A 26148-nucleotide genomic window follows, 5' to 3' on the forward strand; every position below is an offset into this window, starting at 1 on the left:
TATGTTCTAGTCTTGGACCGTTGCACTGGCAAGTCCTTTTGCCGCAGCTTTTGCTTAATCGATTGTAGCGGCCAAACGGCTTTGCCGACGCCTTGCCTTTCGCATTGCAGCATCATATCCGTCCAAAGTCGGGATATGGCGGGGCTTTCTGTTTCGTCAATCTTTCCAATCTCCTGCAACCGGAGAGCAAAGCATGACCAAGTGGGTTTTCACCTTTGGCGATGGTGCGGCCGAAGGCCGGGCTGGCGACAAGAATCTGTTGGGCGGCAAGGGTGCCAATCTGGCCGAGATGTGTAGCCTTGGCCTGCCGGTGCCGCCGGGCTTCACCATCACGTCGGAGGTCTGCAACGCCTACTATGCCAACGGCCGCGCCTATCCGGCAGGGCTTGAAGCGGACGTCGCCGTGGCGCTGGACCATATCGGCCGGCTCACCGGCCGCCGTTTCGGCGATCCGTCGAAACTGCTGCTTGTGTCGGTGCGCTCCGGCGCCCGCGCCTCGATGCCTGGCATGATGGACACCGTGCTCAATCTCGGCCTCAACGACGAAACCGTCGAGGCGCTGGCCGCCGATTCCGGCGATGCGCGCTTTGCCTATGACAGCTACCGGCGCTTCATCCAGATGTATTCCGATGTCGTCATGGGGCTCGACCACGAGGTGTTCGAGGAGATCCTCGAGGATCAGAAGGCCAGCCTCGGCCATGAACTCGACACGGAACTGACGGCTATCGAGTGGCAAGGCGTCATCGCGCTCTACAAGGCCAAGGTCGAAGAGGAGCTCGGAAAGCCGTTCCCGCAGGATCCGCACGAACAGCTCTGGGGGGCGATCGGTGCCGTGTTCTCGAGTTGGATGAACAACCGCGCCATCACTTACAGGCGCCTGCACGATATTCCCGAAAGCTGGGGCACGGCGGTCAATGTCCAGGCCATGGTGTTCGGCAATATGGGCGAGACCTCGGCCACCGGCGTCGCCTTTACCCGCAATCCCTCAACCGGCGAGAAGCAGCTCTATGGCGAGTTCCTGGTGAATGCGCAGGGTGAGGACGTCGTCGCCGGTATCCGCACGCCGCAGAACATCACCGAGGCGGCTCGCATCGCCGCCGGCTCCGACAAGCCGTCATTGCAGAAACTGATGCCGGACGCCTTCCAGTCCTTCGTCACCATCTCGGACAGGCTGGAAAAGCACTACCGCGACATGCAGGACCTCGAATTCACCATCGAGCGCGGCAAATTGTGGATGTTGCAGACGAGGTCCGGCAAGCGCACCGCCAAGGCGGCGCTGAAGATTGCCGTCGAGATGGCCAGGGACGGCCTGATCTCGAAAGAGGAGGCGGTCGCCCGCATCGATCCCGCCTCGCTCGACCAGCTCCTGCACCCCACCATCGATCCGAAGGCCGCGCGCGACGTCATCGGCGTCGGCCTGCCGGCGTCTCCAGGCGCCGCCACCGGCGAAATTGTCTTTTCCTCCGCGGACGCCGAGGATCTCAAGACACAAGGACGCAAGGCTATCCTGGTGCGTGTCGAGACCAGTCCCGAGGACATCCACGGCATGCATGCGGCGGAGGGCATCCTGACCACGCGCGGCGGCATGACCAGCCATGCCGCGGTCGTGGCGCGCGGCATGGGCAAGCCGTGCGTTTCGGGCGCCGGTTCGCTGCGCGTCGACTATAAGGCAGCTACGCTGATGTCGATGGGGCAGACCTTCCGCAAGGGCGACATCATCACCATCGACGGCGGCAACGGGCAGGTGCTCAAGGGCGCAGTGGCGATGCTCCAGCCTGAGCTTTCCGGCGATTTCGCCGCGATCATGGAATGGGCGGACGCGGTGCGGCGCATGAAGGTGCGCACCAACGCCGAAACCCCGCTCGACGCGCGCATGGCGCGCTCCTTCGGTGCCGAAGGCATCGGCTTGTGCCGCACTGAACACATGTTCTTCGATGGCGCCCGCATTGTCGCCATGCGCGAGATGATCCTGGCCGACACCGAAAAGGACCGGCGCGCCGCGCTCGCCAAGCTGCTGCCGATGCAGCGAGCGGATTTCCTGGAGCTGTTCGAGATCATGGCCGGCCTGCCGGTGACCATCCGCCTGCTCGATCCGCCGTTGCACGAATTCCTGCCCAAGACCGAGGCCGAGATAGCCGAAGTCGCGGCGGCGATGAATGTTGCGCCGGACAAGCTCAGGCAGCGCACCGAGGCGCTGCACGAATTCAACCCGATGCTCGGTCATCGCGGCTGCCGGCTTGCGGTGTCCTATCCCGAGATCGCCGAGATGCAGGCGCGCGCCATTTTCGAGGCCGCCGTCGAGGCCGGCCGTAAGGCCGGCGCGCTGGTGGTACCCGAGATCATGGTGCCGCTGGTCGGGCTTGTGAAGGAACTCGACTACGTCAAGGCGCGCATCGATGCGGTGGCCAAGAGCGTCATGGACGAGAGCGGCGTCAAGATCGACTACCTGACTGGAACCATGATCGAGCTCCCCCGCGCGGCGATCCGCGCCCATGTCATCGCTGAATCGGCCGAGTTCTTCTCTTTCGGCACCAACGACCTGACCCAGACGACATTCGGCATCTCGCGCGACGACGCGGCCTCGTTCCTGGAGACCTATCGCCAGAAAGGCATCATCGAACAGGATCCGTTCGTGTCGCTGGACATCCATGGCGTCGGCGAACTGGTGCGCATGGCCGCCGAGAAGGGCAGGGCGACGCGGCCAGGGATCAAGCTCGGCATTTGCGGTGAGCATGGCGGCGATCCGGCCTCGATCCGCTTCTGCGAGGAGGTCGGACTGGACTATGTGTCCTGTTCGCCCTACCGCGTGCCGATCGCCAGGTTGGCGGCCGCGCAGGCGGCCGTTCAGGTGGCAAAAGCGGGCCGCGGCTGAGCGCTTGCCGCCGATCGGAACGAGGAACTGCCGCAAGACGGTCAGATTGTCGCGTCTGGTGCTTTTCTGCTATCCAGCTCCGATTCTCGCCTTCATGCGGGTCTTGGGATGCCTGCGTGAAACGCCCGATTGGAATTGGATTTGATTCGCCTGCTGCAAAAAAATCTCTGCATTGTCGCCATGTCTTTGGCCGTGGTGTCCAGCGGCCATGCCGCATCGCTGGTCGAACCGATCCTGCACATCAAGCCGGATACAGGCGGAGCCGGGCGCATTGCCTTGACCCTCGATGCCTGCGGCGGACGGACCGACAACCGCATCCTCTCGGCGCTGGTGGAAAACAGGATACCTGCGACCATCTTCGTCACCGGCATCTGGCTGAAGCGGAACGCCGCCGCCGTCGAGATCATGCGGGCGCATCCCGACCTGTTCGAACTGGAAAACCACGGCGGCCGTCACATCCCGGCCGTCGACACGCCGCAGAAGATCTATGGCATACGCAGCGCCGGCAGTCCGGAAGCGGTTCTGGCCGAGGTCGAGTCGGGCGCCGTCGCCTTGGCCGGGACTGGCGAGCCAGCGCCGAAATGGTTTCGTGGCGCGACCGCGGAGTATAGTCCGTCGGCGATCGCCATGATCCGCAAGCTGGGCTTCAAGATCGCCGGCTTCTCGATCAATGGCGACGGCGGTTCGCTGCTCGGCGCCAGGGAAACCACAAGGCGCATAGAAGCGGCCAAGGATGGCGACGTCATCATCGCCCATATCAACCAGCCGACCCATGCCGCCGGGGAGGGCGTCGTGCAGGGCCTGCTGGCGCTCAAGCAGAAGGGTCTGACCTTCGTGCGGCTCGACGATGCCGAAGGCTTCGGCAATAACGGCACCACCGACTGACCGGCAGGACGGCAGGTCCGGCCTCCTCGTTCGTCCGTTCAGCCTGGCTTGGCTTCGATGCTGACCTTGCTTGCGTAGAACGCGCCGTGGTTGCGGATTTCAGCCATTTCGTCGAAAGGCTGCTCATAGGCCCACATCGCATCCTTGCCTGCCTCGCCGGCAGGCAGCACGCTCCAGTAGCTTGCGTCGCCCTTGTAGGGACAATGGGTGGAGGATTGCGTGCCGCTCAGCTTGTTGAAATCGATGTCTGCGAACGGGATGTAAAAGGCGGCCGGATAGGGCGCTTCCGTCAGCACCTTGGCGTTCGTCGAGGAGGCGATAACAGTGTCGCCTGCACGCACGGTGACGGTGCCCTTATACGGTTCGACGGTGATGACCTTATCGGGATTGCGCTGGAAGCCGGGTGCCGGGTTGGCGATCTTGTCCATGCTGTTTCTCCTCGTCTCAACTTTAAGTGTGTCGACGAGGTGGTTTGCGCAAGGGCGACTGTCGCCGGCAATTCCGCAATCGGTCTCCAGCCGTAGGCGCTACCGACGGCATTTTTAGCGAAGACCTTGTCCGGCGAGGCTCAGGCGGCGGTTCTGAACGCGTCCATCAACCCGGCATAGGCGGCCGCGATACCGGCCACGGGATTGCTGCTCCTGGATGCGGTCTCGACTTTCAAGTGGCCGCCGCCGGTCGGCAGAGTGAGCAGCAGGAATTGACGATTGCCGCCATCGCCCACGGACGCCGCGGCGACGTGCTCGCCTTCCCCTTCGCTCTGAACGCACATCTTGAACAGCAGCGTGCCGCCGACCGCTTCGAGCGCACCGCCGACAACTTCAACAAATTCATCTTCGGAAACAGTCTTTGTGTCCGGCACCAGATCGCCCAGGCTTTCGGCAAGCGTACTTTCCAGTGCCTTATCGTCGAGCTGCGTGTCCATGCGAACCTCTTTCAGTCGCCAATCGCACCCCTTTGCCCATTAACGAAACTTAATGCCGACGATGGCCGGATTGTGGCGGATTCTCCTCTCGGTCGAGTAATTTAGACTTCTCTGATATAATGGATTTCAAGGCCGCCGGTCCTATGACATGAGCGCCAGGCATTCGGACCTCCAAGAAAGACGCGATTCGATCGCTTGCCTGCGCGACCGGCATCCGGATTTGCTTCGCCACCCGGCGGTGGCTGGACAATCCACCGGTTCGCTTCACAATGGCAACAAAAGCGAGGAGCGTAAGGGAGGAACGAATGCTGGGGCTGATGCAGGAATGGCCGCTTCTTTGCCATAAGCTTATCGACAACGCAGAGCGGCAGCATGGCGCGCGAGAGATCGTATCGCGCTCGATCGAAGGTCCGATTGTGCGCACAACCTACGCCAGCATCCATCGTCGCGCCCTGAAGGTCTCCCAGCGCCTGGAGCGTGACGGCTATCGGCTGGGCGACCGCATTGCGACGCTGGCCTGGAACACGGCGCGCCACATCGAGGCCTGGTATGGCATCATGGGCATCGGCGCGATCTATCACACGCTCAACCCGCGGCTGTTTCCCGAGCAGATCGTCTGGATCATGAACCATGCCGAAGATAAGGCGGTCTTTGTCGACCTGACTTTCCTCCCTTTGCTCGAGAAGATCGCCGGCGCGGTCAAGTCCCTGAAACAGGTGATCGTGCTGACCGACAGGGCGCATCTGCCGCAGACCACGCTGCCCAACGTCGTCGCCTACGAAGAATGGCTCGACGAGGCCGATGGCGATTTCGCCTGGAAAGGCTTCGACGAAGGCACCGCCGCCGGCATGTGCTATACGTCTGGAACCACTGGCGATCCAAAGGGCGTCGTCTACAGTCACCGCTCGAATGTCCTGCACGCCATGATCGCCGCCATGCCCGACGCGATGGGCCTGTCTTCGCGCGACACGATCCTGCCGGTGGTTCCGATGTTCCACGCCAATGCCTGGGGCCTTGGCCAGAGCGCACCGATGATCGGCGCCAAGCTTGTCATGCCGGGCTGCAAGATGGACGGCGCCTCCATCTATGAATTGCTCGACACCGAGAAAGTAACCTTCAGTGCCGCCGTGCCGACCGTGTGGATGATGCTGCTGCAATATCTGGAGGAGACCGGCAGGAAGCTGCCCTACCTCAACAAGGTCGTCATCGGCGGCTCGTCATGCCCACGCATCATCACCAAGAAATTCCAGGACAATTACGATGTCCAGGTCGTCCACGCCTGGGGCATGACCGAAATGTCGCCGCTCGGCACACTGTGTACGCTGAAGCCGGACTATGAAAGCCTTCAGGGTGACGCCCGGCTCGATGTCCAGGGCAAGCAGGGTTACCCGCCCTTCGGCGTCGAGATGAAGGTGACGGACGACGACGGCAACGCGCTGCCTTGGGACGGCAAGACATTCGGGCGGCTGAAGGTGCGCGGCCCCGCGGTGGCCAGCGCCTACTACGGCGGCGCCGGCTCGGAGCAGTTCGACGAGGACGGCTGGTTCGATACCGGGGATGTCGCCCACATCGACGCTGGCGGCTATATGCAGATCACCGATCGCGCCAAGGACGTCATCAAGTCCGGCGGCGAATGGATTTCGACCATCGACCTGGAGAATCTGGCCGTCGGCCATCCCGATGTCGCCGAGGCAGCCGCCATTGGCGTCCCTCATTCGAAATGGGGCGAGCGGCCTTTGCTGGTGGTTGTCCGCAAGCCGGGGAAGGAACCGACCAAAACCGATATCCTTGGTTTTCTCGACGGTAAGGTGGCCAAATGGTGGATGCCCGACGACGTCGCTTTCGTCGGCGAAATTCCGCACACCGCCACCGGCAAGATCCAGAAGATCACCTTGCGCCAGCAATTCAGCGACTATCGCTTGCCGACGGATTGACGGGATATTGCGTGTCTCGGCCTGATGCGGTCGTAAAAGGACAGTGCAGCGACGTGCACCTTTCCGGCAGGGCACGATAGCATTTCCAACTGGCGCACGATCCTCCTCGAAAATCGATTCCGATTTTGGTGGCCATGCGCTAAGTCTTCTTCGGCTTGGGATGACGCAGAGAAACATGGTCAGCATTTCGGAACGGCAAACGTCGAAGGCTGCCGGATGGTCGCGGCGCACCGCTGCTTTTTCGGCGGTGCTTTTGCTGACCGTGTTCGTCGGCCATTATTTCAACCTCGTTGAAACGCCGGTGTTCCTGTGGGTGTTGGCTATCGTCGCGCTGTTGGCGGCGCTGGCGCTGCTGTTCGCCGGATTTGCCTTCTCGAGGGTGTGGAATTTTGGCGACTATGGCGGCCGCGACATCACGGTCGGCGTCTTGCTGGCAGTGCTGGTGCTGACCCCCTATGGCATCGCCGCCTATTGGGCGACAATCTTTCCGCCGCTCAGGGATATTTCGACCGATTTCGACGAACCGCCGGCACTCGACGTCACCGGTCGCACGAAGGACATGAACGTGCTCTCGCCGCCGACGCCCGGCGAGCAGCGGTTGCAGACCGACAGCTATCCGCTTGTCACCGCGCGCAGCTACGACCTGCCGTTCGAGACCGTCGTCACTGCCGTTGAAACCGTGCTCGACCGCCGCAATTGGGATCTTACCGGACCCTATCCCGAACTCGCCGGGCAAAGCGACGTGACGATTACCGCTGTCGCCAGGAGCTTCGTGTTGGGCCTCCCCGCAGACGTGGCAATTCGCATCACGGACGACGGGGATACGGTTCTCGTCGACATGCGGTCGGCTTCCCGCTACGGCCGCTACGACCTCGGCGACAACGCTGCGCGCATCACCGACTTTCTGGCGGAGTTGGACCAGGAAGTCGCCGGCCAGGTCGGCGCGGCTCCGGCCGAATAGATGCTCGGGCCTAAGGGGCTGGCCTAAAAATGCCGTCTATGGCCGGCGCGGCGTCTGTCGCGACCAGGCCGCGCGCCACCAGATCCTCCAGATGGGCAAGCACCGACAACCCGGCGGCGCCATGCAGCCGCGGGTCGGTATCCCTGTAGATCGCCTTGACCATGTCTGCGATCGTGCGGTCGCCCGCGCGGATCCGCTCCAATATGGCCCGTTCGCGCATTTTGCGATGGGTCTTCAATCCGCGCATGAAGCCTCGCGGTGCCGTCACCGGCCCGCCGTGGCCGGGCAGCAGCAGGCGGTCACCGCGTTCGATCAGCCGGTCCAGCGAGGCCATGTAGTCCGCCATCGCCCCGTCCGGCGGCGCGACGATGGAGGTCGCCCACGCCATGACGTGGTCGGCCGAAAACAGGATGCCGGTGCCCTCCAGCGCGAATGCCGCGTGGTTGGCGGTATGGCCGGGGGTCAGGACCGTGCGGATTGCCCAGCCGTCGCTGGCGACCAGCGCGCCGTCCGGCAGCGCGAGATCGGGAACGAAAGCGGTATCGGCGCTGGCATCGAGCGCGTTGATCTCGCCAATATGCAATGGCCTTGCCGGCCGGTGCGGCCCTTCCGCCATCACCTGGGCTCCGGTCTCCTGCTTCAGCCGTGCCGCCAACGGTGAATGGTCGCGATGCGTGTGGCTGACGAAGATGTGGCTGACCGGCCTGCCGGCGATGACGTCGAGCAAGGTGCGAAGGTGAGCTTCGTCATCCGGCCCCGGATCGATCACTGCCAGCGTATCGCGTCCGACGATGTAGCTGTTGGTGCCGTGAAAGGTGAAGGGACTTGGATTTCGGGCCGTGACGCGCTGCACGTCGGGCGCGACGCTGACGCCCCCGCCGTAGCAGGGATCGAAGCTGGTATCGAATTCGAGGGCCATGACGGTGTCGATGCCTGTTGCGGGAATGGCAAAACCGATTGCCGCATAGCACGCAAGCCAATATAGGAAAACGCAAGACCGCGATCATCGGATGGCGGCACTCGGATGGGGAAGACCATGGCAACTGCAACGACGATGCGCCCGCTTGTTTCTCTGGCTCTGCCGCAAGATGGCGCGGCGCGGCTGGCAACGCAGTTCTTCCTGGCGATAGCCGGGACATTGCTCCTGACCCTGTCGGCCAAGACCAAGGTGGTTCTGGGGCCAGTCGATATTTCGATGCAGACGCTCGCCGTCCTGCTGATCGGGGCCGCTTTCGGCCTGCGGCTCGGCGTCGCCACCCTGCTGCTCTATATGGCCGAGGGCGCGATGGGCTTCCCGGTCTTCCAGAGCACGCCGGAAAAGGGAATTGGCATTGCCTACATGCTCGGCTCGACCGGCGGCTATCTCGCCGGCTTCGTGGTCATGGCGGCGATCGCCGGCTGGGCCGCCGATCGCGGCTGGGATCGCCATCCGATCAAGCTTTTCAACGCGATGCTGGTTGCTGAGTTCGTCATGATGGCCATGGGCTTTGCCTGGCTGGCGATGCTCATCGGTCCGGAAAAATCCTGGCAGTTCGGCGTCGTGCCGTTCATCGTCGGTGATCTGATCAAGGTTGCTCTGGCCGCAAGCCTGGTGCCCGCCGTCTGGTCGCTGCTGAAGCGCAACTGAGATTGTAGGCAGCTCGGCCTGAGCGGAGGTCAGAGGTCTATTCTGGGGACGGGCGGTTCTGATGAAGGTCCTGGTCACCGGCGCTGCCGGCTTCATAGGCTATCACGTCGCCAGGCGGCTGCTCGAACGCGGCGACGAGGTCGTCGGCATAGACAGCATCAACGACTACTATGATCCGCAGATCAAGCAGGCGCGGCTGCGGCTTTTGGCCGAAGCAAGCCGCAACACCAATGCGGGCTACCATTTCATCCACGGTAATCTCGCAGAGCGAAACGTGGTGGACGACTGCTTTGCCGATCACGCCTTCGACAGGGTGATCCATCTCGCCGCCCAGGCCGGCGTCCGCTACAGCCTTGAAAACCCGCACGCCTATGTCGAGAGCAACATTATCGCCTACGCCAACATGCTGGAGGCCTGCCGTAACAGCCGTGTCGGCCACCTGACCTATGCCAGCACGTCGAGCGTCTACGGCGCCAATACCGACATGCCGTTTTCCGAGCATCGCCCGGCCGACCATCCGCTGCAGTTCTACGCCGCAACCAAGCGCGCCAACGAGCTGATGGCGCACAGCTACAGCCACCTGTTCGGGCTGCCGACCACCGGCTTGCGTTTCTTCACAGTGTACGGCCCTTGGGGGCGTCCCGACATGGCGCTGTTCCTGTTCACCAGGAACATCCTGGCCGGCGAGCCGATCAAGCTGTTCAACAACGGCAATCACACACGCGATTTCACCTACGTCGAGGACATCGCCGAAGGCGTGATCCGCGCCAGCGACAGCCCCGCCTTGGCTAACCCCGCCTGGGATTCCGATAATCCGGATCCTGCGACGAGCAGCGCGCCTTGGCGCATTTTCAACATCGGCAACAACAACCCGGTGAAGCTGACAGCCTATGTCGAGGCGCTTGAAAACGCGCTTGGCCGCAAGGCCATCGTGGAGCTCTTGCCGCTGCAGGCCGGCGACGTGCCTGACACTTTTGCCGATACTTCGGCGCTGCAGGCGGCGATCGGCTATCGCCCCGGCACGTCGGTGACGGAGGGCGTCGGCCGGTTCGTCGAATGGTACCTGGCGTACTTTGGGCGGGGATAGGGCATCATGCCTTTGCGCGCCACTCTGGGTGCAATTTTTGACTAGGCGGCGGAGCGCTCTCGCGGCAAATTGTGGAGATGTGTAATCTCTACAACATCACCACGTCGCAAGAGGCCATTCGCCAATGGACTCGGACTTTACGAGACATCTTGGGCAACCTTGAGCCGTCTATTGACATCTATCCCAACCGGCCGGGCCCTGTCGTCCGCAATGCGCCGGACGGCGAGCGCGAGCTTGCTAATCTTTTATGGGGCATGCCGACACCCGTTGAGCGAATGAAGGGCAAGGCCGACTACGGCACCACCAATATACGCAATCCACAATACGGCCATTGGCAGCAGTACGTTAGCGTCGAGAACCGCTGTGTGGTCCCCGTGACGAGCTTTGCGGAGCCTAGCCCCACATCCGGCGACAAGGATCCCGAGACGGGAATCCAGCGAAACTATTGGTTCGCGCTCAATGAGGACCGCCCTCTGTTCTTCTTTGCCGGGCTCTGGACGCGTTGGCATGGGGTGCGCAAGGTCAAGGATGGGCCCGCCGATTTTGAGCTTTACGGTTTCATGACGACTGCGCCCAACGCCATCATCAAACCAATACACGCAAAGGCCATGCCGGTCATTTTGACCACACAAGAGCAAACGGAGACCTGGCTTACCGCGCCTTGGTCGCAGGCGAAACGGCTACAGCGCACCGCGCGGGACGATGCATTGGTGATTGTGGAAAAGCCAGCTACGCAGGCCAAGTTCCCTCAGCAGGCACCGCCAGCTCAGGGCTCGCTATTCTAGGTCGGACCTAGTTATCTTTCCAGATCACGCGCCGTACCATGCGGACCTCAACTAGCCGCCTAATACGTATCTCCATGCCCTCCGACGCGCTAGGCAGCAAGATATCGACGTCAAGATCGCGACGTTTGCACCGCTCGCAACGCATATGCCGGTCAATTTCCCAAAATGGGATGTCTCCGACGAGCTTGGCGAGATCTCCCGGCAGATAATGGCGGGTGATGTTGCAGTTAATGCAACGGACACGGATTAGTTGTCCCGCCTCATGCGCTCGGCACAAGGTCTGCACAAGGCGGCGTGGTCGTCTGCTCTGTTCTGGCATGCAAAAAAATAAGAAGATATTCCTCGCCGAGTCAATTCGGGCCTTGACAATTTTGTTCCCTTTTTGTTCACTAGAGATACAACACTTTTGGAGCAGTCCCATGGACCATATGGTATCGCTGGATAGTCGCCAAGAAGCCGCCCTCCAGGCAATCGCCGACAAATTCATTGCCCAACACAAAGGCGACCCGGTAAAGGCGCTTAAAGAAATGATCGTTCTAAATGGTCACCTTCAGGATCGGCTTGACACGCTCACGACACCACACCGCTCAACACGCTAAGGAGAAGTGCGATGGCATAACGTCTGAACGTTGCCGAGCCACTTTTACGTCGCCTGGATCACCCGCGGAACGAGAACAATGTCAACGGGCCTAATTGCAGCCGAAAGCACCACAAGAACCGCTGAAGGCGTTCCCATCGGAGTCGGTGCCAGAATAGAAGCTCGAGTTGCCAATCCGCTGTTGCTGCATATGCCAGGCGCCCCCGTCAGCGGCCGTTCCATTTGTGATAGTGGTGTTGCCGAACGTGTTGCTGTTTTGAGACCAAGTCGACCCGGTGTTCGCGTTGTAGCCGGTCATGTTGGTGGTATTGCCGTAGTGCTGAATGTTATAAGAATTACCGTTTTCATCGGTGCATGTCTTGAAAGCATGGCTTCCAAAACAAGCCGCCTGCAATGAAGTAGGCGCAATGGCCAAGACCATTGCCATGAGCAATATTTTCATTCCACCCTCCCAATTGTACGATGACATTGCCACATCGAAGAATGGATGTCGAAAACTTTCGACAGCGGAGCATGTTGCGCCTGATTCAATGATTTCAGTAAATCTTGGCGCGATTGGCCGGAGTAGATTGCCACGTCCCGGCGCATCTCAGCAGCTTCTCTGATGCTAATCCAGCGCTTGTTATCTGCGACTAACCGATGGACGAACCGATGACAGCAGGCGCGTGCGAACACGACCATCCTGCAAGGGATACGCAGTGGTAGTCTCAGATGGATAGAGCGCTTGCCTGCTAAGCGAGAGGACGCGGGTTCGAGTCCCGCCCACTCTCCCCTTATTTTCGAAGACTCGCGTAGCGCGTGTGTTTCGGCTAACCGTAGTGGATGCCGCTACCATCGCTAGTCAATAGCTGGAAGTCGATAGTCAACCCTATCGAGTGGTCCAAGCCGGACCCGGAAGACGGGTACATTCGATTCTATGCTCCGCTGGAAATTGACGGCATCGTTGAAGCCGGCCTTGTCCTTACTGGCGGCACCTACTCACAACATCCCGATTGGCACGTTACGTTTGAATTGTCGGTCGCCGGCCTTGCTGGGCATCGACACACGAAGCTGATCCGCGTCGACTGGCGCGACACCAAGGGCGGCCATTCAAACAATCGCCGCAAGTGTGCAGGCGACGGTAAGCGTGTCCCGGAGACGCATCTACACAGTTTCGAACTTAATTGGATCGAAGCCGAAAGACGGATGAAGCGCGGCAAACTGCCTTGCGCCGAAGCTATTGATCAAGAGCTTCAATCATTTGAACAGCTTAGGTCATTTGTCGGAACTCGCTTTAGAATCAATAACATAGGCATTGTCCCGAGGCCGGATTGGGTGTATGATTTGTTCCAATGATGGTAGGTAGCGTAGTTTCCGCCGAGGTAGAAAGGACCGTTGAAGAGACGGTCCGCGATCTCGTGCGCCTGAAGCGCATCAACGGTGGGTACTACGTAAATCTCCCACTGCTCTATCCCGACGGATCGTTTGTCACGGTTCGGATTGATCAGATTGCGAACGGGGTGCGCGTGAGCGATGCCGGCTTTGCTTATCGGGAAGTTGAAGATCTGAACGCCGCAAAATCGTTCAAGCGGACGGCCAATAAGGTTGCCGAAAGCACGGGCGTAACCGTGGGAGACCGCGTGCTCTACATAGAGGCGCCGATTGACGATATTCACCGGGCAATTCTGGACGTGGCAGAGTCATCCTGGCGCGTGGCGGATCATATCTGCCAACGTATTTTCGATGAGGATGACGAACAACTCGCCAATGAACTGAACGAGCGATTGGTCAGGGTATTCGGTCTAGACAAGGTTGACGAAGGTAAGACAATCATTGGCGCGTCAACGAACCCATGGGAAGTCTCGGCGGTCGTTGCGGTCAATGGTCATACCGCTGTTTTTCAAGCGGTGAGCAACCACGCGAACTCGGTGTATCGGGCCTCGACTGCATTCCATGATTTGGCAGCGCTAGATAAGCCGCCACGGCTTATCGCGGTTGTCAGGGATAGGGGAGCTCTAGGTTCGAAACTAGGGTTGCTCTCCCCCGGTCGCATCATCGAGGATTCGCAGCCGGATGAACTATTCAGGAAGGCGGCTGCATGACCGGTTTGTCTTTGTCTAAGGCGGTGAAAGAAAACCGGCTGGAAGAATTCATCCGCCAGCAAGAGGCCGCTGGCATCGGTCCAGTCAATGAGGCCGCCTTCCTAAAAGCGGCCTCCAAAGTCATCGAACACGAGCCACGATCAGATCAAACATCGCGTTCTGCATCACGCCATGGTTCGAGCGGAAAGTGAATTCCGCAAGGTAGCGGTCCATGTACTTTTCAGAGACATGGATATGCGTCGAGCGAACCGACGCTTTGAACAGGTTCCAAAAACTCTCAACATGATTGGTCGAGTGAGTTTCGCCAGTCCGGTAATCGTAGTGCGACCATCCTTTTGCGAGTGCGTCACGGTGCCGTGCTTGTAGCCGCCGCCGTCCAGTAAGCCATAGGACATGAGTTCGTCGGTCGAGACGACAGAACCCTTCTCAACATTGCGCAGGGTCACGCCGCAAAGCGTAGTCATCTTCACGTTCGGAATAACTTCCGTGCGAATGTCGCCGCCGCGTTCCTTCATGCCCATGACGATGGTCTTGCCAGCCGCGCCGCGACCACGCTTGCCGGGGCTATAGCCGCTGACATAGGTTCGTCCATTTCGACGTGGCCTTGCAGCATGTCGAAGTCCGTTGTCGATCCGATCAGCTCGCGGATTTTCATGCCCATGCGCCAAGCGGTCCTGTAGGTGACGCCAAGCTGGCGCTGAAGCGCTTTGCCCGAGACGCCGTGGCGTGTCGTGACGAACAGATAGATCGCATAGAACCACGATTGCAGCGGCGTGCGGGTATCTTCGAACACAGTGCCAGCGGTCGGGTAAACATGGTCGCCGCAATGCGAGCAAGCGAAGGCGCGTCGGTCGCTCATACGGTGGAACGTCGAAAGGTTGAGGCACTTCCGGCAAGGGTGCTTCATGCCGTGGCGCACGTCCATGATGTGCTGGAGGCAAGCTTCGTCATCCGGAAACCGGGCGAAGAAATCGCGGACAGAGAATTTCGGTGACTTGCTCGGGTTTTCCATGACCCTTAGCACGAAATCACCGTACTTGTGTTAAGGGGATAATCCCCTAACTTTTTGCGTAACCGCTTGTCTCGCTGTCGATGCCGTGCGGTCAATACCTTGCCCTCTCGAAACTCTAGGTCGTCATCGCCATAGACTTCCGCTGTCGGTTCCGCCCAAAGAGCTACCCGAATAGCGGTTGCCAGTTTGGCCAGTTCCTTCTTTCGGCTGTTCGGGAACTCGGCCACGATTGCGCTGGAGCTTGGCGGGGCCGCCAAAGGCAATCCATTCAATTAAGTGTTCGGGATTAAGAGGCACTCCGCCTTGTAGTTGCTTTCTCCTTACGATTGGCTAACCCTCGAAGTCGTTCATGACCTCGAATTGGCACTTGAGGGCGGCATACCGGTCGTTTTGTTAATGATTGTGTATGCCATATTGCCTTTCGCCTCGTCGGTCCGGATTCGCCGGGAGCCGTTACAGAAGGCTGCATTTCTGTCGGTGTCGTTTTTGCTCGTTCACTCTCTTGTCGACTATCCCTTGCGAACCGCAGCACTCGCGATGACGTTTGCCTATTTGAATGCGATCGTCTTTCACAAGGGTTTTGCCGAGCGGCTGAACCAAAGGCGCGAGATGGGCGAGATAGGCCATCACGATGAAGACAATCTGCTTGTCCCGGCCAGGACCTCGGGCCCGGCAAGGCAAGGGCGGTTGGCGGGGGCCGGGGACACTCGCTCGGCCCCTTCGTCGGGCACCAGATTGACAAGCCACGGCATGAAACCTAAGCACGGGCGGCTTGTGTCAGGGGAGGGGACTTAGGCATGTCAAGGAGAGTTTCTTGAAAGGAATTATCCTTGCTGGGGGCAGTGGAACGCGCCTTTATCCGCTAACGTTGGCGGTCTCCAAGCAAATCCTCCCGGTATACGACAAACCGATGATCTATTACCCGCTGAGCGTTTTGATGCTTGCGGGGATTCGAGAGATTCTGGTCATATCCACGCCGCGGGACCTGCCGGTTTTCCGCGAGCTGTTGGGCGATGGATCGGAATTCGGGCTTGAGTTGTCCTACGCCGAGCAGCCGCAGCCCAACGGGCTTGCGGAAGCGTTCATTATCGGCCGCGATTTCATCGGCGCGGACAGCGTTTCGATGATACTGGGCGACAACATCTATTTTGGCGACGGATTGTCCAAGCTTTGCCGCACCGCGGCATCGCGCGAAAGCGGCGCTTCGGTGTTCGCCTACCATGTCGAGGATCCGGAGCGCTATGGCGTGGTGTCCTTCGACAAGACCACTGGAACCGCGCTCACGATTGAGGAAAAACCACAGAAGCCGAAATCCAACTGGGCCGTCACCGGCCTTTATTTCTACGACAACCAGGTTGTCGATATCGCCTCAAGGATTCGGCCCTCGGCTCGAGGCGAGCTCGAAATCACGGCGGTCAACAATGCCTACCTCGAGCGTGGCCAGTTGCAGGTGCATCGGTTGGGGCGCGGCTATGCTTGGCTCGATACCGGCACTCACGACAGCCTGGACGATGCTTCTTCGTTCGTGCGTACAATCGAACGTCGCCAGGGCATCAAGGTCGCCTGTCCGGAGGAAATCGCCTTCGAACAGGGCTGGCTGAGGGCCGATGAAGTGTTGCAGCGGGCAACCCGCTTGGGAAAAAATGAATATGCCGCTTATCTGCGCCGTCGCGTGGTCGAGTTGTCGGAGGACTAGATGCTGGAGGTGAGACCCCTTGGCATCGAAGGTCTGCTCGAAATCATTCCGAAGCGGCACGGCGATGCCCGCGGCTACTTCACCGAGACCTGGAACGCCGCACGCTTCGCCGAGGCCGGCCTCGAACTCGCCTTCGTCCAGGACAATCACTCCTATTCCGCCGCGGCCGGTGTCGTCAGGGGACTGCACTATCAGTTGCCGCCACGCGCCCAGGACAAGCTGCTGCGCGTTGTCAGAGGCAGTGTCCTTGATGTCGCGGTCGATATCCGCCGCTCCTTGCCGACATTCGGAAAATGGGTTGCCCTCGAGGTCTCGGCCGAGAAGGGCAACCAGATCCTGGTGCCCAAGGGCTTCGCCCACGGCTTCATGACGCTCGTGCCCGATACCGAGGTGCTGTACAAGGTGACCGACACCTATTCGCCCGAACACGACCGCTCGATCCGTTTCGATGATCCGGCCATCGGCATCGAATGGCCGCCGCCGGCCGGCGGGTTTCAGCTTTCTGACAAGGACCTCAAGGCGCCGCTGCTCGCCGCCGCCGAGGTGTTTGCCTGATGAACATTGCCAGATGCGCGGGGATAGCGGCATGAATTTTCTGGTGACGGGCGGGGCCGGCTTCATCGGTTCGGCGGTGTGCCGGCATCTGTGCGCCAACCCGGCCTACCGGGTGACCAATCTCGACAAGCTGACCTATGCCGGCAATCTGGCCTCGCTGCGGCCGATCGAAAATGCACGAAATTACAGCTTCGCCCAGGCCGACATCTGCGACGAGCGGGCGGTGCTCGACATATTGCGCCGCGGCGATATCGACATCGTCATGAACCTCGCCGCCGAGAGCCATGTCGACCGCTCGATCGATGGGCCGGGCGCCTTCATCGAGACCAACATCGTCGGCACCTACCGGATCCTCAATGCAGCGCTGGAATACTGGCGCGGCCTTTCCGACGACAGGAAGGGCCGTTTCCGCTTCCATCACGTCTCGACCGACGAGGTGTTCGGTGACCTGCCCTTCGATGGCGGCATGTTCGTGGAAGAGACGCCTTACGCGCCGTCCTCGCCCTATTCCGCCTCCAAGGCGGCCTCCGACCATCTGGTGCGCGCCTGGCACGAGACCTATGGCCTGCCGGTGGTGCTGTCCAATTGTTCGAACAATTACGGGCCCTACCATTTTCCCGAAAAGCTGATCCCGCTGGTCATCCTCAACGCGCTCGACGAGAAGCCGCTGCCGGTCTACGGCGCCGGCGCCAATGTGCGTGACTGGCTGTTCGTCGAGGACCATGCGCGCGCGCTGGAACTGATCGCCACCAAGGGGCAGCCGGGCGAGAGCTACAATGTCGGCGGCAATTCGGAACGCACCAATCTGGGTGTCGTCGAGACGATCTGCGATCTGCTCGACGCCAGGCGCCCCCGGGCCGCCGGCAAAAGCTATCGCGACCTGATCTCTTTCGTCACCGACCGTCCCGGCCATGATCGCCGCTACGCCATCGACGCGTCCAAGATCGGCCGCGAGCTCGGCTGGACGCCGAGGGAGAATTTCGACAGCGGCCTGGCAAGGACGGTCGACTGGTACCTGGACAACAAATGGTGGTGGGGACCGATCCGCGAACAGCGCTATGCCGGCGAAAGACTGGGCGAAGCGCGCAAGGAGGCGGTGTGAGGCTCGTTGTCACCGGACGCGAGGGCCAGGTTGCGGCAAGCCTTCTGGAGGCTGGGCGCGAAGACGTCAAGGTCATCGCCATCGGCCGGCCGCAACTCGACCTCGCGCGGCGCGGGACTGTGATCGAGGCCATCACCGCCGCTAAGCCCGATATCGTCGTGTCGGCCGCCGCCTACACGGCGGTGGACCAGGCCGAGGACGAACCCGAGCTCGCCTTTGCGGTGAACGCCGCCGGCGCCGGCGAGGTGGCGCGGGCGGCGGCTCGGCTCGGCGTGCCCGTCATCCATCTGTCGACCGACTATGTCTTCGACGGCACCAAGGACGGTCCCTATCTGGAAACCGACGCGACCGCGCCGATTGGCGTCTACGGCGCCTCCAAGCTTGCCGGCGAACAGGCGGTGGCATCAGCCAATTCGCGCCACCTGATCTTGCGCACGGCGTGGGTCTACAGCCCGTTCGGCAAGAATTTCGCCAAAACCATGCTGAGGCTGGCCAGCGACCGCGACGAGATACCGGTTGTGGCCGACCAATGGGGAAATCCCACTTCCGCGCTTGATATCGCTGACGCGATCCTGCATGCGGCAGCACGGCTGCACCGCAACGAGGATTTCGCCGCGTGGGGCATCTATCATCTGGCCGGCACGGGCGAGACCAACTGGAGCGGCTTCGCCCGCCATATCCTGGACATAAGCGGTGGGCTCGGTGGCCCCTCCGCGCGGGTGCGCGATATTGCTGCGACGGACTATCCGACCAAGGCGCGCCGCCCCGTCAATTCCCGGCTGTCGAGCGCGAAGTTTGCCTCCGTGTTTGGATGGAGTGCGCCGGTACTGCAGAAATCGGCGCGAGAGGTGGTCCGTCGTCTCCTGAGCAGGTGACCTGACGGGGATTTGACTGCATCAACAACCAACAAATCGCGGGGATTCACCGGCTGCCACAGTGCGAAACCGTATTCAGCGTCGGCGGTTATCGAGTTGGTGATAGAGATCGGCGTATGTTTTTCCCATCCTGTCAGCTGTAAAGAGGCGAACGTAGCGATCGCGAGCAGCTCGCCCCCAGTTCGCTGCCTCGACCGGCGAATCGACGACCTGGTTGATGGCTTCGGCAAGGCGTGCTGGATCGGAAGGCGGTACGACCAACCCGGTCTCGCCGGCTTTGTTCACATAACTTGTTCCCGTTCCGATCTCGCAGGAGATCATCGGTTTACCGCACATCGCAGCCTCGACGAGAGAAAGCCCGTAGGCTTCCGACCTCTGGTTTGACGGAAAAACGAACCCCAGGCAGTTGTGGAGGAGCGCCATCTTGTGCCGCTCGGCCACCTCGCCGAGGAATATCACATTGTTGCGACGCAACGTCTTGGCCTGAAGCTTCAGGCGCTCTTCGATAGGCCCTGATCCGGCAATAACGATCTTGCACCTGACTTTGTCGGCCGCCTGAATCAGCACGTCCAGCCCCTTGTAGTAGCGCAAGACGCCGACGAAGAGCACGAAAGGCTCCGTCACCGCCGCTTGGCACCATCTGTTGTCGGCTTCGGTCGGCGTGGGATAATCGGTTTCATTGATGCCGATTGGGATGATCGCCGATTTGCCCTCCAAGGCTCTGAGAACGGGGCTCGATTTCAAATAGTCCGGAGATGTCGCGACGATAGCGTCCACATCCCTGAGGAAGCGCAGCATCAGCGGCCGATAAAGAGGCAGCAAAAGCCGCTGTTTGACGATGTCGGAATGGTAGGTGACGACGGTCGGTTTGCCATGACGGGATTGAAAATGCACCATGTCCATGAATGGCCATGGGAAATGGTAGTGTATGAGGTCGGCTTTCCCGGCGAGCGCCCCGAACTTCCGAAAGACCTCGAGCGAAAACCCGGTCGACGCCAGTTCGAAATCCAGCCTGGCTTTTCGGGCCATGTGCCCGTCGAGATGCTGCGTGTTCTCGTTCGGAGCACGGCTCAACGAGAGCACTTCGGTTTCAATGCCGCGGCTGGCGGTGCTTTGAGCGATGGCATGTATCGTCCGCTCCACCCCGCCAAAGGTATCGGGCCAGTACGTCTTGAAGAAATGCAGCACTTTCAAATGTTGGTCTTCCGTCTTCGCTCGATGGCCAGTTCAAAAATCTGAAGCATACCTTCCACGTCAGCGCCTTCTTGCGATTATGGCCAATTCGAACACTGCGACCAGGTCCAAGGCGCTTTTTCTCCAGTCGAACCGGAGCGCGTTCAGGGGCGCTTTCTCAGCCAGCCGCGAGCGCAACGCATTGTCGAGTGCCAACCGGCCCATCGCGGCGGAGATATCCTGGACGTTGGTCGGGTCAACAAGAATGGCAGCTTCGCCAGCCACCTCGGGCATGGAAGACATATTTGAAGTTACAACAGGCACCCCAACCCCATTTGCTTCGATAATTGGAAATCCAAAGCCTTCGTATAGCGACGGCATGACAAGAAACTTCGCTCGGCGATAGAGGACAGCGAGATCGCTGTCCGTGACATAACCCGTAAGTCGCACGTCCGATTCGATTTCGAGGCGCACCATGCGCTCGCGCAGGTCGCCGAGACGCCACCCCTGACCCCCCGCTATGACGAGCAGCAGATTTTTCCTGACAGGCTCCGGAAGCAGCGCATATGCTTCCAGGAGATTTGGCAAGTTCTTGCGGGGTTCAAGTGTGCCGACAAAAAGGGCGTAATCGCGGTCGATGCCTTTGTCCGCAAGCACGCTGTTGGTCCCGCCATCCTCCAGGCGCGTCACTCCAGGGTACACCACGTGCAGTTTCTTGGAGACCTGTGGATACAGCATTCGAATGGCATCGGCCGTAGCGCGCGAGACTGCGACGATCTTATCCGATGAAAATACTGCAGGTCGCATGAGGAAGCGATCGCCGAGCCAGCCCTGCAAACGCATTGTCGATGCCGCATGGTGCCATACGAGATCGTGAATGGTCACAACGCGGGGAATATCCGGATCCAAGCTAAAGGGCAATCTGTGGGCAGGGCCCCAAAAGATGTCGATTTTGTCGCGGGCTGCCTGTTTGGGTAAGATGGTTTGACCCCAAACCATGCGCCTGAAATTGCCTGCATGACCAGATATCCGAAACGTTCCGCCCGATAGACGAGAAATATCCGAGACCGGTCGCTCCGGGAGATACAGAAAGATTTCGTGACCGGCTTCCGCCAACCCACGGCACATCTCCAGCACATAGCGGCCGATGCCTGTGAGATTGTGGACAAGGTTGCGGGCATCAATGCCGATTTTCATGAATCGGACCGTTTTTTCTGTTCGAGCCTGAAAGGAAAGCGGCTGGCGCTGTCTAGCCGTGGGCTCGACGGGCCGGCGTGCCTGTATACACGCCGGGCACTTCAATGTCTCGGACGACCGTTGCGCCAGCGCCGATGATGACATTGTCGCATATGCTGAGCCGATCAATCACGGTCGCACCTGCGCCAACCAGAACCTGTGTGCCTATTCGGCAACGGCCTGCAACGGTCGCATTGACGGATATATGAGAAAAATCACCGATCACGCATTCGTGGTCAACGACTGCGCCGCTATTGATGATGACGCCCCGGCCAACCTTTGTAAGCGGTCCTATATGGGCCTGATGAGCGACCAGTGAGCCTTGCCCGATCTCACATTGCCTCCCGACAGAGGCAGTCGGTGCGACGAGCATCGCAAGAGGAACAAGCGCGCTCCCGCATTGCGCGCGTCGCCGCGCATTGTCACCCGAGCCCGGAAACATGAACCAACCGGCGCCGGAGGCATTGCTGGGAAGAACAGCGACAGCAGGAAAGCCCGCAAATTCCTCACCGGCCTTTGCCTGGTCATCGATGAAAATCAAATCATCGAACCCTGACGACAGCGCTATATCCCCTACGCTACGCGCATGGCCGCCAAAGCCAAGAATGAAAAGACCTTTGCTCATAGTGACGGCGTCATGCCTTTCTGCTCGGCTTTTGATCTGCCCGAGGTCCGTCGGCACTGTGTCAGGGGCTTAAACAGCTTCATTGAGTCGTTCGACAATCTCAGGCGTATATGAAAACGGCTTGCCAGCCATGTCGTTCAGAATGTCAATATAGTCGGCGACAACATGGTCCCACGTACGGTTCACCAAAACCTCATCGTAGAATGCTCTCTGGATTTTGTAGAGGCTATCCTTGTGCTGGATCGCCCATTCGATTTTTTCGGCCATCGCCGTCCAGCTCTCGGGATTAAATACTGTCTTTTGATGCACCACTTTGTCGGTCAGGATTTCCTTAGTGACAGGGATGTCTGCCATGACAACTGGGGTCCCGACCGACACTGCTTCTGTAAACGTGAACGGCATCCCACCTTCTGACAAGCTCGGGTTCACAGCGAGGACAGCGCGGTTATAGCACGCGGCCAGTTCCCGCTCGGTGAGATTACGCAAACACAGGACATCATCGTGTAGGTTGTTTTCAGTCAAATACCTGTTGACTTCCCTGTCCGCCTGCCAAGCTCCAGTAAGAATAAGCTTGTAACGCAACAGCTTCTCGCGTCGGAGCCAGCGATACGCCTTCAACAGAGTGACGACATTCTTGTTCGGTCGAAACTGACTTGCATAAAACACAAAACCAAGATCGCCAGAAGAAAACCTCACGCCATTCCAGTTGTTGGTCGCCTTCGAGGTTGCTGACCAGAAATATTGCGCGCTCAATGCATCGCTGGCTTTCCTGTTATCTGCAAAACCAGTCACTGTGATCAGCTCATCGAGCCGGTTTGCGCCATGCGGCACAACGTGAACCGACGATCCCTTGACCTGAAACCTTTCCACCAGCGTCTTCTGCTTCACGTGCTTACTGTAGGTGACAAAGGCATGGCCCGCGTCGATAATTGATTCGATGCGCCGGAAATTATTAAACAATTGATCTGCCGCCGGTTCATCCGTAGCAAACCCGACCGGGAAGCCGGTGAACACTACGTCGGGAACGCACGTCAAACGCGGCTTTTCAATCAGATTGAATTGCGGCCAGAACGCTGTCGGGCAATACCAGGCCGAAATATCATCCCGCCTGTTTGCCATTTCAGCGACAAGCCGGGCTTCTTCGTCACACATCGTTTGATAGAGATGATGCCGCATTCGGCCAAGTAGCCCAAAGATGCGGGGTTTCGCAGGTTGCGTGGTCCCCAGCATTCTGCGCAAAGTAGAACTGCGCCTGAGACGGCCAACCCCCTTCAGAACAGTATTGCGCAGCAGATAGATCAGCGCGGCGAACGGCAGTAAGCTAAGCGCGAGAATGACAGTAGCAACGAACACTAGCGGATTTCGCGTTCGCATGAGATAGCGGGTCACTCGGGACACCAAGCGAATACCAGCAAACTTGATCCGAAGAAGCAGCCCCCCTTTTTTTACGTCATCCTTCTTGCGGACGCGAGACAACCATTTCCTCACTCTCGTTCCTGTCTGAAAGGCTGACCATGAAAGGGAACTCTGCGTCGGACCGAGTATTTCGTATTGGCCTTCACTGACCCCGAAACCATCCATCAGATCTCTGAGATGATCCCTCATCCAGCTCGGCGCTGCGATTACAAACTCGACGTCATCACGCCTAAGGGAGGCGCGCAGAAATTCGGCAAGGTGACGGCCAAGGCCTTCATTGCGCAACTCGATCCGTGGCCCATAGGCCAAATATATTCCGTATTTGGTTACAGGCATTCTGAAATGACGTTCCAATAATCGCGCGCGCAATCCTCAATCGACATCTCACGCCCTTTGAATGGTGCAAGCGGCAAAGAATGGTCCCGAGCGGGTTCGCAAATGTTCCCTGCCATAGAGTTCGGGTCTTCGTCATCGGTCCAGGTAATGTTAAACCCGAGATTTCCAGCATATTCTTTCAACACCGGGCAATGTGCCGCAACAACACGCTTTCTAAAGGCCCGGGCAATGGTTATGGTCGTAATGTCACTGTCGAGTTTGCCTGGGCGCCATAGGAAAGCCGACTCCTTGATGACCCGCCGGAGCTGCCTTTCGGACAACAATTCAGAGATCGAGTAACGCCTGCGCGGAATATTCCATCGGCGCATCGCCTTCGTAAGGTTGCGTTTGACATTGCTGATATCATCGTCGGTCAATTTCGTCTGGTATGCCTCCGAGAGAAGAATATTGCATTTCAGCTTGCCGCTCATCTCATGATAGTAAATTGCAAGCGCTTCCGCAGCACGATCGATGTTGGCGATTGAAAGTGGGTGCAGCACCCAGACAAACGCTTTTGCCTCCTCACCCACATCCAAGGCTGGAGCAACCTCGATTGTTGGCAAAGGTGGCAAAACATGGACATTCCTGGCGGAGACCCCCTCGCAGTGAATCAGCTCCTCACTTGCAAACTGGCTGTCGACGATGACGGCTTCGGGTGCAAGCGTTAACCCAAACTGCCCCATCTTAACGATTTCTTGCGGGCCTGGGCGGAAACGTGGCGCTATCGTGTCTGGAGCTAGAACAATCGGACGAATTGGCAGGATCGGTGTGCTGACTTCTGACGCGACAACCACCCAGAGATCACAATCCTGCAAATGATTGATGCCGTCATCAGGGATGAGATAACTATTTAATGTCAAAGGTCGCGCAGCACCGGCATAAACAAGCGCCCGATTGGCAGCTTCCCGGTCAAGCGCACGCCATGAGAATTCCCTTACGGGCACGTCGAACTCTTCCTTTTCAATCGGTTTACTCGAATAAGCCCGCTTGCTGCGTTCGATGGTGAGAACTATTTCCACATCCTCATTGGCGAGTTTGGCCCCTTCCTCCAGCGCCAAGGCCAAAGCGCGAGCCTTGGCTATGGAATTCTTGTCGGTCAGCACAGCAATGCGCTTGGGCAGCGGTTCCAATTCCTCCGCATCAGCTCGCGATTCTGCAAGCTTGGTGAATACCTTCTCCATGCCTTGACGCCAGAACCCGGTACAGTTCTCTGCCTTCATCGGATCGAGCAGGACCGCTTGGCTCTCACGTATCTTATTAATCAGTTTCCAGTCATCCTTGAGGATGCGGTCAATTTTTTTTCTCGCCTCCTCGATAGTTGCGCAACGGCCGGGCAATTTCTTACCACCGAACATATCGAGAATGCCGCCACCCATGAATACAAGCGGCATCCCAGCTTTAATCGCCTCGAACGGGTGGAAGTGAATATGGTTAGGTTCTTGGCTGTGATAGAACATCACGCGCATCTCGCGCATATTTCTGCGATGTTCCTCGATCGGCAGATAACCCAGCACGCTTGGGTCTGTCGTCTTGACCGATTGCGCGCCGCCGATTGCATAGGGAAACCCACGGAAGTCTTTCTTAAATTTCTGGAATATCTCTACATAGGCTTGGTTAAAACCAATGTCGGGGCAGATGAACAGGATGCGCCGGTCACCGCCGTTCCATTCCGCCGAGATCGGATCACTTGCCCCGCCCATACCTAGTGGCAGAAACACGGTCTTAGATGCAAGATAATCAGGCTCGACTTTATGCAGATGAGGATAGCCTTCGGTAAACCAGAAGCGTTTTCCAAGGGCCTGGATTGCAGTGTAAACACCTTGGTAGAATGGCATTGTTTCGATGATCTTCGAATAAGTATTGTTGCCCGCCAAGCCATAGGTACGCCAGAGCATTGCTCCCTGGAACCGCCTGGCGGCAATTTCAAAACCCTTGGGATCGAAGACGATGCAGAACATGATGTCAAAATATTTGTTGGCGATTTCCCAAGCTTTGCGCGGCGCGCCTCTATACCAATCAGCCTTATTCAGAACTGCAAGGTCATCCGGCGGGATTGTTAAGTTTTTATCCTCCGAATAATCGACGGAAGCGCTTCGGAAATTAGCATCGTCTGGATAGATCTTTGGAGTAAATACCTCATAGCCGAGTTCCCGCAACATTGGGATCTCGAATTTTCTGGCCGCAGTGTGATTGAGGATCCACATTACACGCGGCACATTGTCGACCCGGACGCTCTTTTCTAAACGCATAGGACTCTCTTTCTAGCAACTTCGATAGCGCCAGTATATTAGCTGACCTTAGCATTTCTCAAACGGGCTTGTATCAGAC

25 protein-coding genes and 1 pseudogene are annotated in these 26148 nt (G+C 59.0%); 16 read left to right on the forward strand and 10 right to left on the reverse strand.

Annotation, left to right across the window (positions count from 1 at the left end):
* Window positions 1-193 precede the first annotated feature (193 nt).
* Entirely contained in the window at window positions 194-2872 is a 2679-nt protein-coding gene (gene ppdK / locus FJ490_RS01665) for a pyruvate, phosphate dikinase (protein ID WP_140580795.1), read from the forward strand.
* 144 nt (window positions 2873-3016) lie between these two features.
* Complete coding sequence (locus FJ490_RS01670) at window positions 3017-3757, forward strand: polysaccharide deacetylase family protein (protein ID WP_140649181.1); 741 nt, start codon at window positions 3017-3019, stop codon at window positions 3755-3757.
* 38 nt (window positions 3758-3795) lie between these two features.
* On the opposite strand, the gene FJ490_RS01675 is transcribed toward FJ490_RS01670, so the two are convergent.
* On the reverse strand, window positions 3796-4185 hold the full coding sequence (locus tag FJ490_RS01675) for a DUF427 domain-containing protein (protein WP_140520795.1): 390 nt from the start codon (window positions 4183-4185) through the stop codon (window positions 3796-3798).
* Between the two features lie 140 nt (window positions 4186-4325).
* Window positions 4326-4682, reverse strand: a complete 357-nt coding sequence (locus tag FJ490_RS01680) for a hypothetical protein (RefSeq protein WP_140551013.1) — start codon at window positions 4680-4682, stop codon at window positions 4326-4328.
* Window positions 4683-4987: 305 nt separating this feature from the next.
* On the opposite strand from FJ490_RS01680, the gene FJ490_RS01685 reads away from it, so the two are divergent.
* Window positions 4988-6616: a fatty-acid--CoA ligase gene (locus FJ490_RS01685; RefSeq protein WP_140728138.1), complete on the forward strand. Its 1629-nt coding sequence runs from the start codon at window positions 4988-4990 to the stop codon at window positions 6614-6616.
* A gap of 175 nt (window positions 6617-6791) precedes the next feature.
* Window positions 6792-7577, forward strand: coding sequence for a DUF1499 domain-containing protein (locus FJ490_RS01690; RefSeq protein WP_140494907.1), 786 nt, complete (start codon window positions 6792-6794; stop codon window positions 7575-7577).
* A 10-nt stretch (window positions 7578-7587) separates the two neighbouring features.
* Here the strand turns inward: FJ490_RS01690 and FJ490_RS01695 are convergent, their stop codons facing one another.
* Complete coding sequence (locus tag FJ490_RS01695) at window positions 7588-8496, reverse strand: MBL fold metallo-hydrolase (RefSeq protein WP_140520793.1); 909 nt, start codon at window positions 8494-8496, stop codon at window positions 7588-7590.
* 117 nt (window positions 8497-8613) lie between these two features.
* Between FJ490_RS01695 and FJ490_RS01700 the strand changes: the two genes are divergently transcribed.
* The 4 genes from FJ490_RS01700 (at window position 8614) to FJ490_RS01720 (ending at window position 11675) form a co-directional block, all read left to right on the forward strand.
* Window positions 8614-9204 carry a biotin transporter BioY gene (locus tag FJ490_RS01700; RefSeq protein WP_140494902.1) on the forward strand — a complete coding sequence of 197 codons (591 nt, stop codon included), beginning with the start codon at window positions 8614-8616 and terminating at the stop codon, window positions 9202-9204.
* A gap of 61 nt (window positions 9205-9265) precedes the next feature.
* Window positions 9266-10291 carry an NAD-dependent epimerase gene (locus FJ490_RS01705; RefSeq protein ID WP_140728139.1) on the forward strand — a complete coding sequence of 342 codons (1026 nt, stop codon included), beginning with the start codon at window positions 9266-9268 and terminating at the stop codon, window positions 10289-10291.
* A 77-nt stretch (window positions 10292-10368) separates the two neighbouring features.
* Window positions 10369-11076 (forward strand): SOS response-associated peptidase, encoded by a 708-nt coding sequence (locus FJ490_RS01710; RefSeq protein WP_140728140.1) that lies wholly within the window; start codon window positions 10369-10371, stop codon window positions 11074-11076.
* A gap of 419 nt (window positions 11077-11495) precedes the next feature.
* Entirely contained in the window at window positions 11496-11675 is a 180-nt protein-coding gene (locus tag FJ490_RS01720) for a hypothetical protein (protein ID WP_140728141.1), read from the forward strand.
* Between the two features lie 90 nt (window positions 11676-11765).
* Here FJ490_RS01720 and FJ490_RS01725 read toward each other — a convergent pair whose 3' ends face one another.
* A complete protein-coding gene (locus FJ490_RS01725) occupies window positions 11766-12116 on the reverse strand; it encodes a hypothetical protein (RefSeq protein WP_140555912.1) in 351 nt (116 codons plus the stop codon).
* Window positions 12117-12496: 380 nt separating this feature from the next.
* On the opposite strand from FJ490_RS01725, the gene FJ490_RS01735 reads away from it, so the two are divergent.
* From FJ490_RS01735 to FJ490_RS32525, 3 genes are read left to right on the forward strand one after another with little or no spacing between them, the layout of a single operon-like run.
* Window positions 12497-13009: a hypothetical protein gene (locus tag FJ490_RS01735; RefSeq protein WP_140555911.1), complete on the forward strand. Its 513-nt coding sequence runs from the start codon at window positions 12497-12499 to the stop codon at window positions 13007-13009.
* Window positions 13006-13755: a hypothetical protein gene (locus tag FJ490_RS01740; RefSeq protein ID WP_140728142.1), complete on the forward strand. Its 750-nt coding sequence runs from the start codon at window positions 13006-13008 to the stop codon at window positions 13753-13755. The genes FJ490_RS01735 and FJ490_RS01740 overlap by 4 nt, the downstream gene beginning before the upstream one ends.
* Complete coding sequence (locus FJ490_RS32525) at window positions 13752-13946, forward strand: hypothetical protein (protein ID WP_181165183.1); 195 nt, start codon at window positions 13752-13754, stop codon at window positions 13944-13946. The genes FJ490_RS01740 and FJ490_RS32525 overlap by 4 nt, the downstream gene beginning before the upstream one ends.
* Here FJ490_RS32525 and FJ490_RS01745 read toward each other — a convergent pair.
* A pseudogene (locus FJ490_RS01745) lies at window positions 13876-14767 on the reverse strand (IS1595 family transposase). The gene FJ490_RS32525 and the pseudogene FJ490_RS01745 overlap by 71 nt on opposite strands.
* Window positions 14768-15076: 309 nt before the next feature.
* On the opposite strand from FJ490_RS01745, the gene FJ490_RS33010 reads away from it, so the two are divergent.
* The 5 genes from FJ490_RS33010 to rfbD are packed head-to-tail and all read left to right on the forward strand — an operon-like array spanning window position 15077 to window position 18995.
* On the forward strand, window positions 15077-15562 hold the full coding sequence (locus FJ490_RS33010) for a hypothetical protein (protein WP_246672588.1): 486 nt from the start codon (window positions 15077-15079) through the stop codon (window positions 15560-15562).
* A gap of 19 nt (window positions 15563-15581) precedes the next feature.
* Entirely contained in the window at window positions 15582-16463 is an 882-nt protein-coding gene (gene rfbA / locus FJ490_RS01755) for a glucose-1-phosphate thymidylyltransferase RfbA (RefSeq protein WP_140514965.1), read from the forward strand.
* Window positions 16464-17018 carry a dTDP-4-dehydrorhamnose 3,5-epimerase gene (gene rfbC / locus FJ490_RS01760; protein WP_140564241.1) on the forward strand — a complete coding sequence of 185 codons (555 nt, stop codon included), beginning with the start codon at window positions 16464-16466 and terminating at the stop codon, window positions 17016-17018.
* A gap of 31 nt (window positions 17019-17049) precedes the next feature.
* On the forward strand, window positions 17050-18120 hold the full coding sequence (rfbB, locus tag FJ490_RS01765) for a dTDP-glucose 4,6-dehydratase (protein ID WP_140564240.1): 1071 nt from the start codon (window positions 17050-17052) through the stop codon (window positions 18118-18120).
* Window positions 18117-18995 carry a dTDP-4-dehydrorhamnose reductase gene (gene rfbD, locus FJ490_RS01770; RefSeq protein WP_140728143.1) on the forward strand — a complete coding sequence of 293 codons (879 nt, stop codon included), beginning with the start codon at window positions 18117-18119 and terminating at the stop codon, window positions 18993-18995. The genes rfbB and rfbD overlap by 4 nt, the downstream gene beginning before the upstream one ends.
* Window positions 18996-19070: 75 nt before the next feature.
* Here rfbD and FJ490_RS01775 read toward each other — a convergent pair whose 3' ends face one another.
* From FJ490_RS01775 to FJ490_RS01795, 5 genes are all read right to left on the reverse strand, one after another.
* Window positions 19071-20189: a glycosyltransferase gene (locus FJ490_RS01775; RefSeq protein ID WP_140494864.1), complete on the reverse strand. Its 1119-nt coding sequence runs from the start codon at window positions 20187-20189 to the stop codon at window positions 19071-19073.
* Window positions 20190-20249: 60 nt separating this feature from the next.
* Window positions 20250-21365, reverse strand: coding sequence for a glycosyltransferase family 1 protein (locus FJ490_RS01780; RefSeq protein ID WP_140494862.1), 1116 nt, complete (start codon window positions 21363-21365; stop codon window positions 20250-20252).
* 52 nt (window positions 21366-21417) lie between these two features.
* The gene (locus FJ490_RS01785) at window positions 21418-22029 is read right to left on the reverse strand and encodes a NeuD/PglB/VioB family sugar acetyltransferase (RefSeq protein WP_140494860.1); all 612 of its coding nucleotides are present in this window, start codon (window positions 22027-22029) and stop codon (window positions 21418-21420) included.
* 69 nt (window positions 22030-22098) lie between these two features.
* A complete protein-coding gene (locus FJ490_RS01790) occupies window positions 22099-23781 on the reverse strand; it encodes a glycosyltransferase (protein ID WP_140520772.1) in 1683 nt (560 codons plus the stop codon).
* Window positions 23772-26069: a glycosytransferase gene (locus FJ490_RS01795; protein ID WP_140520771.1), complete on the reverse strand. Its 2298-nt coding sequence runs from the start codon at window positions 26067-26069 to the stop codon at window positions 23772-23774. Before FJ490_RS01795 ends, FJ490_RS01790 begins: the two co-directional genes overlap by 10 nt.
* Window positions 26070-26148: the final 79 nt, after the last annotated feature.

The sequence above is a fragment of the Mesorhizobium sp. B2-5-11 genome, assembly GCF_006440835.1.
Taxonomy (GTDB): Bacteria; Pseudomonadota; Alphaproteobacteria; order Rhizobiales; family Rhizobiaceae; genus Mesorhizobium.

Coding starts and splice junctions, on each gene's coding strand:
- ppdK (WP_140580795.1), top strand. CDS start 194: ATGACCAAGTGGGTTTTCACCTTTGGCGATGGTGCGGCCGAAGGCCGG.
- FJ490_RS01675 (WP_140520795.1), bottom strand. CDS start 4,185: ATGGACAAGATCGCCAACCCGGCACCCGGCTTCCAGCGCAATCCCGAT.
- FJ490_RS01680 (WP_140551013.1), bottom strand. CDS start 4,682: ATGGACACGCAGCTCGACGATAAGGCACTGGAAAGTACGCTTGCCGAA.
- FJ490_RS01685 (WP_140728138.1), top strand. CDS start 4,988: ATGCTGGGGCTGATGCAGGAATGGCCGCTTCTTTGCCATAAGCTTATC.
- FJ490_RS01690 (WP_140494907.1), top strand. CDS start 6,792: ATGGTCAGCATTTCGGAACGGCAAACGTCGAAGGCTGCCGGATGGTCG.
- FJ490_RS01695 (WP_140520793.1), bottom strand. CDS start 8,496: ATGGCCCTCGAATTCGATACCAGCTTCGATCCCTGCTACGGCGGGGGC.
- FJ490_RS01700 (WP_140494902.1), top strand. CDS start 8,614: ATGGCAACTGCAACGACGATGCGCCCGCTTGTTTCTCTGGCTCTGCCG.
- FJ490_RS01705 (WP_140728139.1), top strand. CDS start 9,266: ATGAAGGTCCTGGTCACCGGCGCTGCCGGCTTCATAGGCTATCACGTC.
- FJ490_RS01710 (WP_140728140.1), top strand. CDS start 10,369: ATGTGTAATCTCTACAACATCACCACGTCGCAAGAGGCCATTCGCCAA.
- FJ490_RS01720 (WP_140728141.1), top strand. CDS start 11,496: ATGGACCATATGGTATCGCTGGATAGTCGCCAAGAAGCCGCCCTCCAG.
- FJ490_RS01725 (WP_140555912.1), bottom strand. CDS start 12,116: ATGAAAATATTGCTCATGGCAATGGTCTTGGCCATTGCGCCTACTTCA.
- FJ490_RS01735 (WP_140555911.1), top strand. CDS start 12,497: ATGCCGCTACCATCGCTAGTCAATAGCTGGAAGTCGATAGTCAACCCT.
- FJ490_RS01740 (WP_140728142.1), top strand. CDS start 13,006: ATGATGGTAGGTAGCGTAGTTTCCGCCGAGGTAGAAAGGACCGTTGAA.
- FJ490_RS32525 (WP_181165183.1), top strand. CDS start 13,752: ATGACCGGTTTGTCTTTGTCTAAGGCGGTGAAAGAAAACCGGCTGGAA.
- rfbC (WP_140564241.1), top strand. CDS start 16,464: ATGCTGGAGGTGAGACCCCTTGGCATCGAAGGTCTGCTCGAAATCATT.
- rfbB (WP_140564240.1), top strand. CDS start 17,050: ATGAATTTTCTGGTGACGGGCGGGGCCGGCTTCATCGGTTCGGCGGTG.
- FJ490_RS01780 (WP_140494862.1), bottom strand. CDS start 21,365: ATGAAAATCGGCATTGATGCCCGCAACCTTGTCCACAATCTCACAGGC.
- FJ490_RS01785 (WP_140494860.1), bottom strand. CDS start 22,029: ATGAGCAAAGGTCTTTTCATTCTTGGCTTTGGCGGCCATGCGCGTAGC.
- FJ490_RS01790 (WP_140520772.1), bottom strand. CDS start 23,781: ATGCCTGTAACCAAATACGGAATATATTTGGCCTATGGGCCACGGATC.
- FJ490_RS01795 (WP_140520771.1), bottom strand. CDS start 26,069: ATGCGTTTAGAAAAGAGCGTCCGGGTCGACAATGTGCCGCGTGTAATG.